Source organism: Chitinophaga sp. (assembly GCF_039596155.1).
GTDB lineage: Bacteria > Bacteroidota > Bacteroidia > Chitinophagales > Chitinophagaceae > Chitinophaga.
In genome coordinates, this window is sequence record NZ_JBCNKF010000025.1 from 57,121 (window position 1) to 70,599 (window position 13,479).

Consider the following 13,479-nt stretch of genomic DNA (forward strand, 5'->3'; position numbering starts at 1 on the left):
TTTTTTTAGAGACTGACCCTTATCCCGCCGTAATAACTGCGCAGGGCAGCAGGATTAAAGTAGCGGCTGCCTACCGCATTCAGATCATTGCCAAGGCTGTAAAACTGGTTCAGTATATTGTCCGCACCTGCATAGAGAGAAACATGCGGCATTGCCTGCCAGCTGATCTTGGCCTGCACTAAATGATATTGTTTGGCATAAGCAGTATTCGCATCGTCCAGCGGTAACTTGTCTGTAAAGGTATATTGTGCATATGCAGAAAGATGTGCCGGTAATTGTGCCAGCAGCCCTGCGTAGGCTACCTGCTTTGGTACACCTGTGAGTGCATGACCTGAAAGGTCTTTGCCTGCGGCTTTGTAATCACTGAAAATGAAATGACTGTATGCGTAGCTGGCATTGAATTGCAGCCATTTTGTCAACCATGTCATCCCTTGTAATTCAATACCTTTTTGTTCAGTACCACCTGCGTTAATAAAATATTCAGTACCATCATCATGCAGTTGACGTACGATGGCATCCTGTAGTTTATAATAGAATACCGCGGCATCCAGCTGGTATTGATGGCTGCTTCCCTGCAAACGGAAACCTGCTTCGTAGTTCCAGCCTGTTTCAGCCTGTAAGGTGGTATTGATGATATTGTCTGTTGCTCTTACTTCGGCAATGGAAGGTGGAGAGTATCCCCTGCTTACAGATGCACGTACAGACCATTCCGGGAGAATTAAATAGGAGAGTGATACACGTGGCATAAGTTGTGGATCAAATTTTTTCCTGCCTTCTTCAAATCGGTATTTAAAATAGTTGGCACTTAATGCTGCTTCTACGATCCATTGTGTACCGGGGCGCAGGGAGAGGCTTGTGAAAAAGAAATGCTGACCTGCCGTGATATTACTGGCTGCCTGTACCGTGTCTCTTTTCCCTTTGTTATTGCCATAGTTCACGATATCTGACCCGGTTTGTGACCATTCAACACCAGTGGTCCAGTCCACGTGTATATTGGTGCCATTGATAGGTTGGTCCTGTAAGGCAATGTATGTACGGGCACCAGCGGTGTTTTCATCCCTCGCTTCGAAGTTTGTAATAAACGGATTTTCGAAGTGGGTATTGATCCCATAGATGGTGAGTACATGTTTCCAGTGAGCAGATAATTGGGCCGTGTGTACAAGGCCACCTAATGCAGTTTTATTGCGGATACCAGCATGTTGCTCAATGGCCCCGGGCAAGGTAGCCGTAGCGGGTCTGGCAGCACGTGGATTAGCGGCAGCCTGGGCGGCGGTGAGACCGCCCGGTGTGCGGTAGTCCATATCACTGTAAAAAGCTATCAGTTTGAGGCTGTTATGCTGATTGTATTGCCATTGTTGAGCCGTCTGGATATAATACCTTTTCAGGGCGCTGTTCTGTCTATAGCCATCAGAACGCTGCATTCCTTCATATATATTCACCCGGTATTTGTTCCATTGTTGCTGCCAGCCGGCTTCTTCATGGAAGAGGCCATAACTGCCACCCTGTACATCAGCTTTCAGATGGCTTGTATCGGGAAGTGTGCCGGCTGGATGAAGGAGTACCACACCGCCCGAGTTGGCTCCAAACTGACTGCCATCTGGTCCTTTCAATACTTCTATTCCTGAGAAGGCGCCTGCATCGGAGAGATTCAGGTAGGTATTACCACCAGCATCTGTGAAAGGTATTTCATCCATGTATATTTTGACGTTCCTGATACCGAAGGGAGAGCGTAACAGGCTGCCCCTCAATGATAAGCGATAACTGCCGGGAGAACGCTCTTCCATTCGTATGCCCGGAACGGTGTTCAGGGCGGGGATCAGCGTGGTGCCCTGTTGTAATAAGATCTGTTTTTCTGTAATGACAGCGCTGCTGGAAGGTACCTGTAAGAATGAGTATTGTTTACCCGGATAGGCCATAACCTGTACTTCGGGAAGGAGGGTGGTGTCTGCAGGTTGTTGTGCATATACAGAGAGTGACAACAGGCAGGTTAAGCAGAGCAGAATAAGGCGTGTCATGATTCAAAGCTAGTTATTCTATTATTGGTAACAAAACTGCGGCCGACTATTAAATTCAATAGAATTTTAAAAAAATGCTGCTTCATATTTGGAAATGTAAAACAGGTTAGCGTATATTTGTCTACAGAATCGGTAGACTAATAGCCGCCGATAAAAACCGCAGAAATTTTGTTTGCTATAAGCTGTAAATAGAAAAGAAATGCCGGACAGGTTTGCGGGGTAAGGTATGTTGCAGATTTATTGGTGGTAAATTATAATGTAATGTATCCCCCCGCGCCCCTGGCATATTAGCATCTTTTACTGGCACAACATCAGAAAGAAATTACTTTATATAAGATAGTGAATACTTCCTTTAGCAAAATAGGTGTCCCGATCCGGATATCAATCTGGAATGGATTTTTTTAAGCTAAAATAATTTTCTCCTTCATCTTATGGAATTGTGTTAACCGGGCATCTCTATTGTAAATGTTCAACACATGAATACAACAAACATTTACAATGCAGACTTCCTCGACATTCTCTTCGAGGGTCGTAACAAAGATTACGGCGCATATGATCTCCGCAGAAGTGAAGACAGGCGTGTTCGAAAAGCCTTGATGGGTACAGCTTCTATAGCTTTGGTGGTGATTGGTGGATATGTAATGAGCAATCAGCTCTTTGCAGCGTCAACGAATACACGAAATGAGCCGGTAGTGAAAGCAACTGTACTGGAAACTTTACCTCCAGCAGAAGACAAAGTTATTCCTCCTCCTCCTGTTGTTACAACACCTCCGCCGGCCGTTTCATCCATCAAAGTTACTCCTCCTGTTATCACCCGTGATGAATTAGTACGTGCTGAAGATGAAGTTGTAAAACTGGATAGTATTGGTAACAAATCAATTGCTGTTGCTAATGTAAAAGGGGATGATATCAATGGTCAGGACATTCCGGCATTGATTGCATCAAACGGTGGTGGAAACGGCATTGTAGAAGCACATCAGCCGGCAAAAGATGAAATTTTTACGACTGTTGAAATCATGCCTTCATTTCCTGGTGGTGAACAAGCGCTGTTCAAATTTCTCCATGACAATGTGAGGTATCCACGCGTAGCACAGGAAAATGAAATTCAGGGAACGATATTCGTACAGTTTGTAGTGGACAGAGAAGGAAACATCAACGATGTAAAGACTATCGGTGCTACAAAAGGCGGTGGGCTTGAGGAAGAATCTATCCGCGTAGTAAAGAAAATGCCCAAATGGAAACCTGGCAGACAAAACCAGCAAAATGTAAGTGTGCAATTTAACCTTCCTGTAACATACACACTGCAGAATTAATCTTCTGGTGCTTCCACCCCAAAGCATAACAATTTTTTAAGATACTAATTACTTTTTACCCGAACCTATTGTTCAATTAACGTTTACACTCAACTGCAACGAGGGGGGAACCTTTGCATGCCACGGCTACATGCCGTGGCATATTTCTCCGCCAGTTTTTCTATTAAACTTTATAACTATTTTGTACTACTTTTATCTCCCGGTTGGCTAAGGGTCATCTAAAATTAGTAAAATCAGTTATGGAAGCACCGGTAAATAACACTCTACAGTTGTTTAAGAATTTGGTCGGCACCAAGTTCCAGTTATACAACAGCCTTTTTACTGCGCTACCTTTCCATAAGGTGGAGAAGACCGGCGTCTTTCTCTCTTTATTCCTGATCCACTGTGAAGAAGGATACGGAAAGGAAAAAAGTCCGCAGGAAATTCTCACATCTTTTTTCGAGCAGTACACAAATGCAAATGAGCAACAGCAGATTGATATGCTGTTCCGATTTGTACAGTACGCAGAACGCCAGGTTGTATTGTTCGACGCGCTGGAAGATGCTGCATTCCGCCATATTCATGACATGAATGGTACAGGTACACTCAGTCACCTGGAATCAGAGGTGATGGCAGAGCAAAAGCAGGATGAACTGGCTTCAAAACTGCAGGATTTCTCGGTACGCCTTGTACTGACGGCGCATCCTACTCAATTCTATCCAGGCAATGTATTAAGTATTATCAATGACCTGTCAAGGGCTTTGATCAATGATAATACTGCTCAGGTGGATTCCTACCTGAAGCAGTTAGGTAAGACACCTTTTTTCAAGAAGGAAAAGCCAACGCCTTATGACGAGGCCATCAGCCTGGTCTGGTTCCTTGAGAATACATTCTACACCGCAGCAGGTAAGATTGTAGCCCGCCTGAAATCCCACTTCCCCGCAGCTATCAATGGTAATAATCCGGTGATCCGCATGGGCTTCTGGCCGGGTGGGGACCGCGATGGTAACCCTTTTGTAAATGCGGACATTACACTGCGCGTGGCAGATGCACTGCGTGGCGGAATTATAAAATGTTATTATCTGGATGTACGCCGTCTCAAGCGCCGCCTGACTTTCAAGGGTATCGAAAATGAGCTGGCTGCACTCGAACAGCAATTATATAGCAACCTCTTTATCCCGGGGCACAAGACAAACCTGAGCCGCCAGGATATACTTGATACACTGTACAGGGTGCGTATCATTCTCATCGAGGAAAATAACGCCCTGTTCCTGAACCTGCTCGATGACCTGATCACCAGGGTTGAGCTGTTCGGATTGTTCTTTGCAACATTGGATGTGCGTCAGGACAGTTCTGTACACGGACCACTCATTGCAGAAATTGCCGCCGGATCCGATTTACTGCCTAAGAACTATACGGATCTCAGTGACGAAGAAAAGATTGCTGCCTTATTAAAAATTAAAGAAGCTGCTGATCCGGCTATCGTGAAAGAAGGATTGCAGCAGGATACGCTGGCAACCATCAAAGCGATTAAAACCATCCAGGAAGCTAACGGGGAATTTGGATGTCACCGTTACATCATCAGCCATACAACCAGTGCACTCGATGTGATGGAGGTATATGGGCTCTTCCTGCTGAGTGGCTGGAAGAGCAATGAGTTGAGTGTGGATATCGTGCCGCTGTTCGAAACCATCGAGGACTTACGGCATGCCGGAGAAGTGATGCGTTCCCTGTACGCTAACGAAGAATACAGAACTCACCTGCAGCAGCGCTATAATAAACAGACCATCATGCTCGGATTCTCCGATGGTACCAAGGATGGTGGCTACCTGATGGCAAACTGGTGCATCTATAAAGCGAAGGAAGAGCTGAGCGCCATCTCTAAGGAATATGGTATCAATGTAGTCTTCTTTGATGGTCGCGGAGGTCCTCCGGCAAGAGGTGGTGGAAAAACCCATCAGTTCTATGCATCTATGGGCCGCAACATTGCCAACAAGGAAATTCAGCTCACTATCCAGGGGCAGACCATCAGTTCCAACTTCGGTACTGTAGAATCTGCACAGTATAATATTGAACAACTTGTACATGCCGGTATTGCCAACGAACTTTTCTCCAGCCGGGAAAAGACGTTGACTATGGAGCAGGAAGAGGTGTTACAAACGCTGGCAGATGCTGGTTTTGATGCATTCAGCAAATTGAAAGTGCATCCTGACTTCCTGGATTACCTGAACTACGCGAGCCCGCTGCGTTATTATGCCGAAACAAACATCGGCAGCCGGCCGTCCAAGAGGAACGGTTCCGGCAAACTGAACCTGAATGACCTGAGAGCGGTGCCTTATGTAGGTGCATGGAGCCAGATCAAACAGAACGTGCCTGGTTTCTATGGTGTAGGTTACAGCCTGGAGCAAATGGAGAAAGACGGTAAATGGGAAGAGGTGCAGGACCTGTACAAGAACTCATTGTTCTTCCGTACGCTGCTGGACAACTGTGAGATGGCGATGAAGAAGTGTTACTTCCCGCTTACAGCTGCTTATAAGAACCATCCGCAGTTCGGTGAAATCTGGACAATCATCCACGATGAATTCCAGCGCACACGTACCTATCTGCTGAAGCTGACCGGACACGCGGATCTGATGTCTCATTACCCTGTAGACCAGTTGTCTATACAGATGCGTGAGCGCATTGTATTGCCGCTGCTCACCATTCAGCAGTATGCATTAACCCGTATCCGCGAGATGAATGAGGCCGGAAATGGAAATGGGCTGAAAGAAATCTTTGAAAAATTAGTGGTAAGATGCTCGTTTGGAATCATCAACGCAGGAAGAAACTCTGCATAGAAATAATTTTAATAAGTTAGAAAGCCGGATTGATCATCCGGCTTTTTTTGTAATTTACCCTATAACCCAAAATCTAAACAGTATGCATTTAACAGCCCGGGAACAGGAAAAATTGTTGCTCTTTTTGGCTGGTGAGCTGGCCGAAAAGCGAAAGGCCAGAGGGGTAAAACTAAACTATCCTGAAGCCATCGCGTTAATCAGCAGCCGCCTGCAGGAAGGTGCCAGAGACGGGCAGTCCGTGGCACAACTCATGCAATACGGTGCGACTATTCTTACCCGCGAAGATGTGATGGAAGGAGTGCCGGAAATGATAGACGAGATCCAGATCGAAGCTACCTTTCCAGACGGCTCCAAACTGGTGACTGTACACCACCCTATCAGATAACAATCAAAATCTATGTTATGATTCCCGGAGAATACTTTATAAAACCCGGTCATATCAACGCCAACCAGGGCCGTGATACTGCCGCTGTCACGGTGGTAAATACCGGCGACAGACCTGTACAGATCGGATCGCATACGCACTTTTTCGAAGTCAACCGCCTGCTCTCTTTCGACCGTAAAGCCGCCTTTGGCAAGCGCCTGAATATTATGGCAGGCACTGCTGTGCGCTTTGAGCCAGGGGAAGAAAAGACAGTGGAACTGGTAAGCCTTGGCGGCGCCAGAAATGCATATGGCATGAACAATCTTGTGAATGGGACGACGACTACTGCCATCTCAGAGATACAAGCCATGAAAAAAATCAATGACGGTCACTTCAAAAATAACCCTTCATGAGCCTCCAGATCAACAGAGCACGCTATGCTGCTATGTATGGCCCTACCACCGGTGATCAGGTGAGACTGGGAGATACTGATATCATTATTGAAATAGAAAAAGATTATACTGTATATGGTGATGAAGCCAAATTCGGCGGAGGTAAAACTATCCGCGATGGTATGGCACAATCCTCAACTGCTACCCGCAATGACGGTGTGCTGGATATGGTGATCACCAGTGTCATGATCATTGATCACTGGGGAATCGTGAAAGCAGACATCGGCATCAAAGATGGCCGCATCGTGAAAATTGGTAAAGCCGGCAACCCCGATACCATGGATGGTGTAGACCCTGACATGATTATCGGTGCCAGCACGGAAGTGCATGGTGGCGCTGGTTTAATAGCCACGGCCGGGGGCATAGATACACATATTCACTTTATCAGCCCGCAGCAGATCACCCATGCCCTGCATAGTGGTATCACGACTATGATCGGCGGTGGTACCGGGCCTGCCGATGGTACCAATGCGACGACCGTTACGCCCGGTGCGTGGTTTATTCGCAAAATGCTGGAAGCCGCAGATGCTTTCCCTATGAACCTTGGTTTTTTGGGTAAAGGAAACTGTGCCACCATTGAACCGCTAAAGGAACAAGTGGAAGCCGGTGCCTTGGGACTGAAGATCCATGAGGACTGGGGCGCTACCCCTGCCGTGATAGATGCTTCACTGAAGGTGGCTGACGAATACGATGTACAGGTAGCCATCCATACAGATACCCTGAATGAATCCGGGTTTCTGGAAGATACCATTCAGGCAATCGATGGGCGCGTGATCCACACTTATCATACGGAAGGTGCTGGTGGCGGTCATGCGCCGGATATTATCAAGGCCGCAATGTATCCGAATATCCTGCCCTCGTCTACCAATCCGACCAGGCCATATACTGTGAATACCATCGATGAGCACCTGGACATGCTCATGGTTTGCCATCACCTGGATAAAAGTGTGCCGGAGGATGTATCCTTTGCAGACAGCAGGATCCGTCCTGAAACAATCGCCGCAGAAGACATCCTGCATGATCTGGGCGTATTCAGTATGATGAGTTCTGATTCACAAGCCATGGGCCGTGTGGGTGAGGTGATTATCCGTACATGGCAGACAGCCGATAAGATGAAAAAACAAAGAGGTTACCTGCCGGAAGACAAAGAGAATGATAATTTCAGGGCAAAACGGTATGTGGCAAAATATACTATCAACCCGGCCATCACCCACGGGATCGCTGAGCATGTAGGCTCACTGGAAGCAGGTAAACTTGCAGACATTGTATTGTGGAAGCCTGCACTGTTCGGCGCTAAACCAGAGATGATCATCAAAGGTGGTATGATCATCTGTAGCAGGATGGGAGATCCGAATGCTTCTATTCCAACACCGCAACCGGTGATCTACAGGGAGATGTTCGGTGCCTTTTCAAAAGCACTGCATAATACATGTGTGACCTTCGTATCGCAAGCCGCTGTGAATAACAATATTGCAGCTACCTACGGTTTGCAGAAGATCGTATTGCCTGTGAAGAACTGCCGTAATATTGGCAAGAAAGACCTGATCCATAATAACAGTACACCTGATATAAAGGTGAATCCTGAAACATACGAAGTATCGGTAGATGGAAAGGTGGTGACCTGTGAACCTGCTACCGTGCTGCCATTAGCTCAACGTTATTTTCTATTCTAAATGATCCTGATAAATTCGATACAGGGGAATGTGCAGTCATTTGATATAGGTGCACGGGTAACAGACCCGTTGCAGCTGGAATGGTTTGAGACGAATAAAAAGATCATGCGGCGGCATACCCGTGACGGGCGGGAGATAGGATGGAAGGTAGTAAAAGGATTTCCTGTTTTGCAGGATGGAGATATTCTATGGGCAGACGATCATACGGTCATTGCCGTAAGTATACTGCCTGCACCTGCTATCGTGCTCAAGCCATTGACGATGTTGGATATGGCAACTGTCTGCTATGAAATTGGCAATAAGCACCTGCCTTTGTTTATTGTAAATGAAGAACTCATGGTGCCTTACGAAGATCCGTTATTCCGTTGGCTGGAAGCTAAAGGATATGAGCCGGTAAAGGAAAACCGGGTATTAACAAATATGCTCAGGAGTAATGTTCAGCCACATGAACACGGATCGGGCACAACATTATTCAGTAAAATATTGCAGCTGACCACTAAATCGTAGCTATGCAAAACTGGTTGCCACATTTGCTGCACTTATCAGATCCGGCATTGCCGGTTGGGGCCTACACGCATTCCAATGGGCTGGAAACCTATGTGCAGCAATGTATTGTGCATGATGCTGCGACCGCCGGTACGTATATCCGCAATATGCTGGAGTATAATGTTATTTATAACGATGGCTACTTTGCCTGGCAGGGATACCTGGCTGCGGAAGCGGGTGATTTGTCTTTATTACTTGAGTTGGACGAAGAGTGTACCGCTTTGAAATCTCCCATGGAAATGAGGCAGGCCAGTCAGAAGCTGGGTTTGCGGCTGCTGAAATTGATGCTGCCATTAGCGGAGCATGAGTTTGCAAAAGAATATGCATTGAAAACAACGGGGCATTATTGTTTGGTGTTTGGTGTATATGCTTATCTGCTGGGGATTCCGCTGGAGGAGGCAATGACAGCGTTTTACTATAATACTGCTACCGGTATGGTCACTAATTGTGTGAAACTGGTACCGCTGGGACAACAGCAGGGGCAGGAGATTTTATATAGTTTGCTGCCTTTATTGCCGGGATGGGTAAGTAAGACAAAGACTGTTTCCCGGGAGCTCGCAGGCCGCTGCAGTCCTGCATTTGATATCAGCTGCATGCAGCATGAAAAATTATATTCAAGGTTATACATGTCGTAAATGGAGAACAGAAAATATATAAAAATTGGTGTAGCCGGTCCGGTAGGTGCCGGAAAAACTGCTTTGATAGAACGTTTATCCCGTCAGTTGCACGAAACGTATAGTCTGGCAGTGATCACGAATGATATTTATACAAAAGAGGATGCAGAATTCCTCATGAAGAATAGTTTGTTGCCAGCCGAACGTATTATTGGTGTAGAAACTGGTGGCTGTCCACACACGGCTATCCGTGAAGATGCCAGTATGAACCTGGAAGCGGTGGATGAAATGGTCGCCCGCTTTCCTGATGTGGAAATCATTTTCATAGAGAGTGGAGGTGATAACCTGTCGGCTACTTTTAGCCCTGATCTTGCAGATGTGACCATCTTTGTGATAGATGTAGCAGAAGGTGATAAGATTCCCCGAAAAGGAGGCCCGGGTATTACCCGTTCGGATCTGTTGGTGATCAATAAAATTGACCTGGCACCTTATGTACATGCGAGCCTGGAAGTGATGGAAAGAGATGCGCGGAAAATGCGGATTGACAGGCCTTTTATATTTACTAACCTGATGTCGTTGCAGGGGTTGGATCAGGTGATTGACTGGATCAAAAAGTACGCGCTACTGGAAGCATAATGTTTAGTGAACTACAGATAACTACCGCAGCGCGGAATAGCAAAACATATTTGCAACACTGCTATTTCACCCGCCCGTTCAAGGTGGCTGATATCAGTGGGCAGCATGCGCAGGAATTACATTTGACCCTGATGAGTGCATCGCCGGGAATACTGGATGGAGATGAATATGATATGAAGGTGCAGGTAGCTGCCGGCACGAGTTTGCACCTGTACACGCAATCCTATCAGCGCATATTCCAGATGAAATCGGGCGCGAAGCAGTCGTTTTCGGTATATGTAGGTGCTGGCAGTAGTTTCTTTTATCTGCCGCATCCGAGTGTACCTCATGAAAATGCCGTTTTCTCTGCCGTGAACAGGATCTGGCTGGAAAGGGGCAGTCGCCTTTTCTGGGGAGAGATCATTACATGTGGACGTAAGCTGAGTGGGGAAGTTTTTCGCTGCCGGCATTTTCAGAGTACCACAGAGGTCCGTTATGAGGGAAAACTGGTATTCAAGGATGTAACATTGCTGGAACCGGCAAAGATCCCGGCAGGGGAAATGGGGCAATGGGAGGGGTATACCCATCAGGCCTCCCTTTATTGGCAGGATGTGGCAGGTGACATGGCGGAGATGGCAGGAAGGGTATATGACCTTTTGTCCGCTGAGCCAGGTATTCGGGGTGGGGTGTCTAGAACGGCGGCAGGCGCCTTACTGGTAAGGGTTTTAGGGCAAGGTGGCGAGCAGCTGTACCAGCTATTTAAAAAGATAGCATTGCTGGCGGGGGAAGAAAGAAGACTTTAAAATGATCATGGTATGAATATGGAGCTACAATTGCTCGTTATCACGGCGTTGACTATCAGTACCCTGCACACGGTGACAGGGCCGGATCATTACATTCCGTTCATAGCATTGAGCCGGGTGAGGAACTGGTCGATAGGTAAAACCGTTATATGGACGCTGCTTTGTGGTGTGGCGCATGTGGGGAGTTCGGTGTTGTTGGGATTGCTGGGAATCGCCCTGGGATGGTCATTGTCAAAGATCAGCGGATTGGAGAATCTGCGGGGGGGTATTGCCGGATGGGCATTATTGACCTTCGGGTTGTTATACACGATCTGGGGATTAAAGCGTGCCTGGCAAAACAGGGTGCACAAGCATTTTGATGTATACGACAACGGAGACATATATGTATATGAGCATAAACATGAACAGGTCGTGTATCCGCAGGAGCGAAGAAAAGTGACACCATGGATTATGCTGATTATCTTTGGCCTTGGACCCTGTGAACCATTGATACCTTTATTGACATATCCGGCCGCGCAGCATTCTACTTATGCCATGGTATTGCTCATCATGGTATTTACGCTCTTTACATTACTGACAATGGTGGCCATGGTGTTATTGGGGTATTATGGTTTTTCGCTGCTGACAACCAGTCGGTTAGAGCGATATGTGCACGCATTGGGAGGATTCACGATTTTCATTTGTGGGTTAGGCATGGTGTGGCTGGGTTGGTAACTATGAAAAATTTACTGGTATATATTATCGGGGGAATTGAACGTTTTCCCGATGCGCATATTGAATATGTATTATTCCTAATTGATAATTCGTAATTTTACTCATCTTTTGGCTTTTACACGATAATTTATGGCACAAAGCGTATTCGATTTTGGCATGATTGGTCTTGGCGTAATGGGAAGAAACCTGTTGCTCAACATGGCTGATCATGGCTTTTCCGTTATTGGTTTCGACAAAGATGCAACCAAGACCGGAGCACTGGAATCGGCTGCTACAGCTGGCACTACCGTGAAGGGAGTGGCTGAACTGGCAACCATGGTACAATTGCTGGAGCGTCCGCGCAAACTGATGATGCTGGTTCCCGCAGGGAAACCGGTAGATGATGTGATCGAATCACTGATCCCGCTGTTAGAAAAGGGGGACGTAGTGATCGATGGCGGTAACTCTCATTATACTGATACCCTGCGCAGGGTTAAATATCTGCGTGAGAAGGGTATCCATTTTATGGGCATCGGCGTATCCGGTGGTGAGAAGGGCGCCCGTACAGGCCCTAGCATCATGCCGGGTGGCGATAAGGAAGCATACGAAAAGGTAAGACCTATGCTGGAGGCAGTTGCTGCTAAGGTAAATGGTACTCCCTGTGTAGCTTACCTGGGTAAGGAAGGTGCCGGCCATTATGTAAAAATGGTACATAATGGGATCGAGTACTCCATCATGCAACTGATCAGCGAAACCTATGCCCTGCTGAAAAAGGAAGGGTTGAGCAACGAACAGCTGCACGAAACTTTCAGGAAATGGAATGAAGGCGACCTGCAGTCATTCCTGATTGAGATCACGGCGGATATTTTCCTGCAAAAGGATGATAAGACAAGCGCACATCTCGTAGACGTGATCTCTGACAAAGCTGGTTCCAAAGGTACTGGTAAGTGGACTTCACAGGATGCGATGGAATTGCCTGTAGCCGTACCGGTGATTGATACAGCAGTAGCGATGCGTACTGTGTCCGGTTACAAGGACGAGCGCGTAGCAGCAGCAAAAATTTACAATTCTTCCGAAACAGCACCAGCACTGAGTGTAGAACAGATTCACGATGCACTGAGCTTTGGTATTCTCCTGAGCTATGCACAGGGATTGGCTATGCTGACACAGGCCTCCAAAGAACTGGAGATGGAAATTCCATTGCCAGAGGTAGTGAAAGTATGGAGAGGCGGATGTATTATCCGTTCTACCCTCCTCGAAGTATTCACACGCGCATATGAGGCTAACCCATCATTGCCTAACATTTTGCTGAGTGAAGAGATTGCAGCTATCGTGAAGCAGGTAGTTGGTAATACCCGTACTGTAGTAGCAAGTGCTGCGCAGTCAGGTATAGCAGCAGCGGGCATTATGTCTGCACTGTCTTACTTCGATGCATATCGTACAGAGCGCATGCCTACCAACCTTGTACAGGCACAGCGTGATTACTTTGGTGCACATACCTATCAGCGTATAGACCAACCCGGTACATTCCATACCGTGTGGGGAGAATAATAGTTGCGGCCTGACCGGGATTGC

The 13,479-nt window shown here is 46.9% G+C and carries 11 protein-coding genes and 1 pseudogene; 11 read left to right on the forward strand and 1 reads right to left on the reverse strand.

The window, feature by feature from the left end; all coding sequences use genetic code 11:
- Positions 1-5: 5 nt before the first annotated feature.
- The gene (locus ABDW33_RS22170) at positions 6-2,015 is read right to left on the reverse strand and encodes a TonB-dependent receptor (RefSeq protein ID WP_343692291.1); all 2,010 of its coding nucleotides are present in this window, start codon (positions 2,013-2,015) and stop codon (positions 6-8) included.
- 476 nt (positions 2,016-2,491) lie between these two features.
- On the opposite strand from ABDW33_RS22170, the gene ABDW33_RS22175 reads away from it, so the two are divergent.
- The 11 genes and pseudogenes from ABDW33_RS22175 (at position 2,492) to gndA (ending at position 13,455) form a co-directional block, all read left to right on the forward strand.
- The gene (locus ABDW33_RS22175) at positions 2,492-3,328 is read left to right on the forward strand and encodes a TonB family protein (protein WP_343692292.1); all 837 of its coding nucleotides are present in this window, start codon (positions 2,492-2,494) and stop codon (positions 3,326-3,328) included.
- Between the two features lie 239 nt (positions 3,329-3,567).
- Entirely contained in the window at positions 3,568-6,144 is a 2,577-nt protein-coding gene (locus ABDW33_RS22180; protein ID WP_343692293.1) for a phosphoenolpyruvate carboxylase, read from the forward strand.
- A gap of 82 nt (positions 6,145-6,226) precedes the next feature.
- On the forward strand, positions 6,227-6,529 hold the full coding sequence (gene ureA / locus ABDW33_RS22185) for an urease subunit gamma (RefSeq protein WP_116851324.1): 303 nt from the start codon (positions 6,227-6,229) through the stop codon (positions 6,527-6,529).
- Positions 6,530-6,546: 17 nt separating this feature from the next.
- Positions 6,547-6,843, forward strand: a pseudogene (locus tag ABDW33_RS22190) (urease subunit beta); the annotation flags it as partial.
- 74 nt (positions 6,844-6,917) lie between these two features.
- Positions 6,918-8,633 (forward strand): urease subunit alpha, encoded by a 1,716-nt coding sequence (gene ureC / locus ABDW33_RS22195; RefSeq protein WP_343692294.1) that lies wholly within the window; start codon positions 6,918-6,920, stop codon positions 8,631-8,633.
- Positions 8,634-9,140, forward strand: coding sequence for an urease accessory protein UreE (gene ureE, locus ABDW33_RS22200; protein ID WP_343692295.1), 507 nt, complete (start codon positions 8,634-8,636; stop codon positions 9,138-9,140).
- Positions 9,141-9,142: 2 nt separating this feature from the next.
- A complete protein-coding gene (locus ABDW33_RS22205) occupies positions 9,143-9,814 on the forward strand; it encodes an urease accessory protein UreF (RefSeq protein ID WP_343692296.1) in 672 nt (223 codons plus the stop codon).
- Positions 9,815-10,429 (forward strand): urease accessory protein UreG, encoded by a 615-nt coding sequence (gene ureG / locus ABDW33_RS22210; RefSeq protein ID WP_343692297.1) that lies wholly within the window; start codon positions 9,815-9,817, stop codon positions 10,427-10,429.
- Positions 10,430-10,479: 50 nt separating this feature from the next.
- Positions 10,480-11,211, forward strand: a complete 732-nt coding sequence (locus ABDW33_RS22215; RefSeq protein ID WP_343692298.1) for an urease accessory protein UreD — start codon at positions 10,480-10,482, stop codon at positions 11,209-11,211.
- A 12-nt stretch (positions 11,212-11,223) separates the two neighbouring features.
- Entirely contained in the window at positions 11,224-11,925 is a 702-nt protein-coding gene (locus ABDW33_RS22220; RefSeq protein WP_343692299.1) for a sulfite exporter TauE/SafE family protein, read from the forward strand.
- Positions 11,926-12,054: 129 nt separating this feature from the next.
- The gene (gene gndA, locus ABDW33_RS22225) at positions 12,055-13,455 is read left to right on the forward strand and encodes an NADP-dependent phosphogluconate dehydrogenase (RefSeq protein WP_343692300.1); all 1,401 of its coding nucleotides are present in this window, start codon (positions 12,055-12,057) and stop codon (positions 13,453-13,455) included.
- Positions 13,456-13,479: the final 24 nt, after the last annotated feature.

Excerpts from the sequence above, each read along its gene's own strand:
- ABDW33_RS22170 (WP_343692291.1), bottom strand. The coding sequence starts at position 2,015 with ATGACACGCCTTATTCTGCTCTGCTTAACCTGCCTGTTGTCACTCTCT.
- ABDW33_RS22175 (WP_343692292.1), top strand. The coding sequence starts at position 2,492 with ATGAATACAACAAACATTTACAATGCAGACTTCCTCGACATTCTCTTC.
- ABDW33_RS22180 (WP_343692293.1), top strand. The coding sequence starts at position 3,568 with ATGGAAGCACCGGTAAATAACACTCTACAGTTGTTTAAGAATTTGGTC.
- ureA (WP_116851324.1), top strand. The coding sequence starts at position 6,227 with ATGCATTTAACAGCCCGGGAACAGGAAAAATTGTTGCTCTTTTTGGCT.
- ureC (WP_343692294.1), top strand. The coding sequence starts at position 6,918 with ATGAGCCTCCAGATCAACAGAGCACGCTATGCTGCTATGTATGGCCCT.
- ureE (WP_343692295.1), top strand. The coding sequence starts at position 8,634 with ATGATCCTGATAAATTCGATACAGGGGAATGTGCAGTCATTTGATATA.
- ABDW33_RS22205 (WP_343692296.1), top strand. The coding sequence starts at position 9,143 with ATGCAAAACTGGTTGCCACATTTGCTGCACTTATCAGATCCGGCATTG.
- ureG (WP_343692297.1), top strand. The coding sequence starts at position 9,815 with ATGGAGAACAGAAAATATATAAAAATTGGTGTAGCCGGTCCGGTAGGT.
- ABDW33_RS22220 (WP_343692299.1), top strand. The coding sequence starts at position 11,224 with ATGAATATGGAGCTACAATTGCTCGTTATCACGGCGTTGACTATCAGT.
- gndA (WP_343692300.1), top strand. The coding sequence starts at position 12,055 with ATGGCACAAAGCGTATTCGATTTTGGCATGATTGGTCTTGGCGTAATG.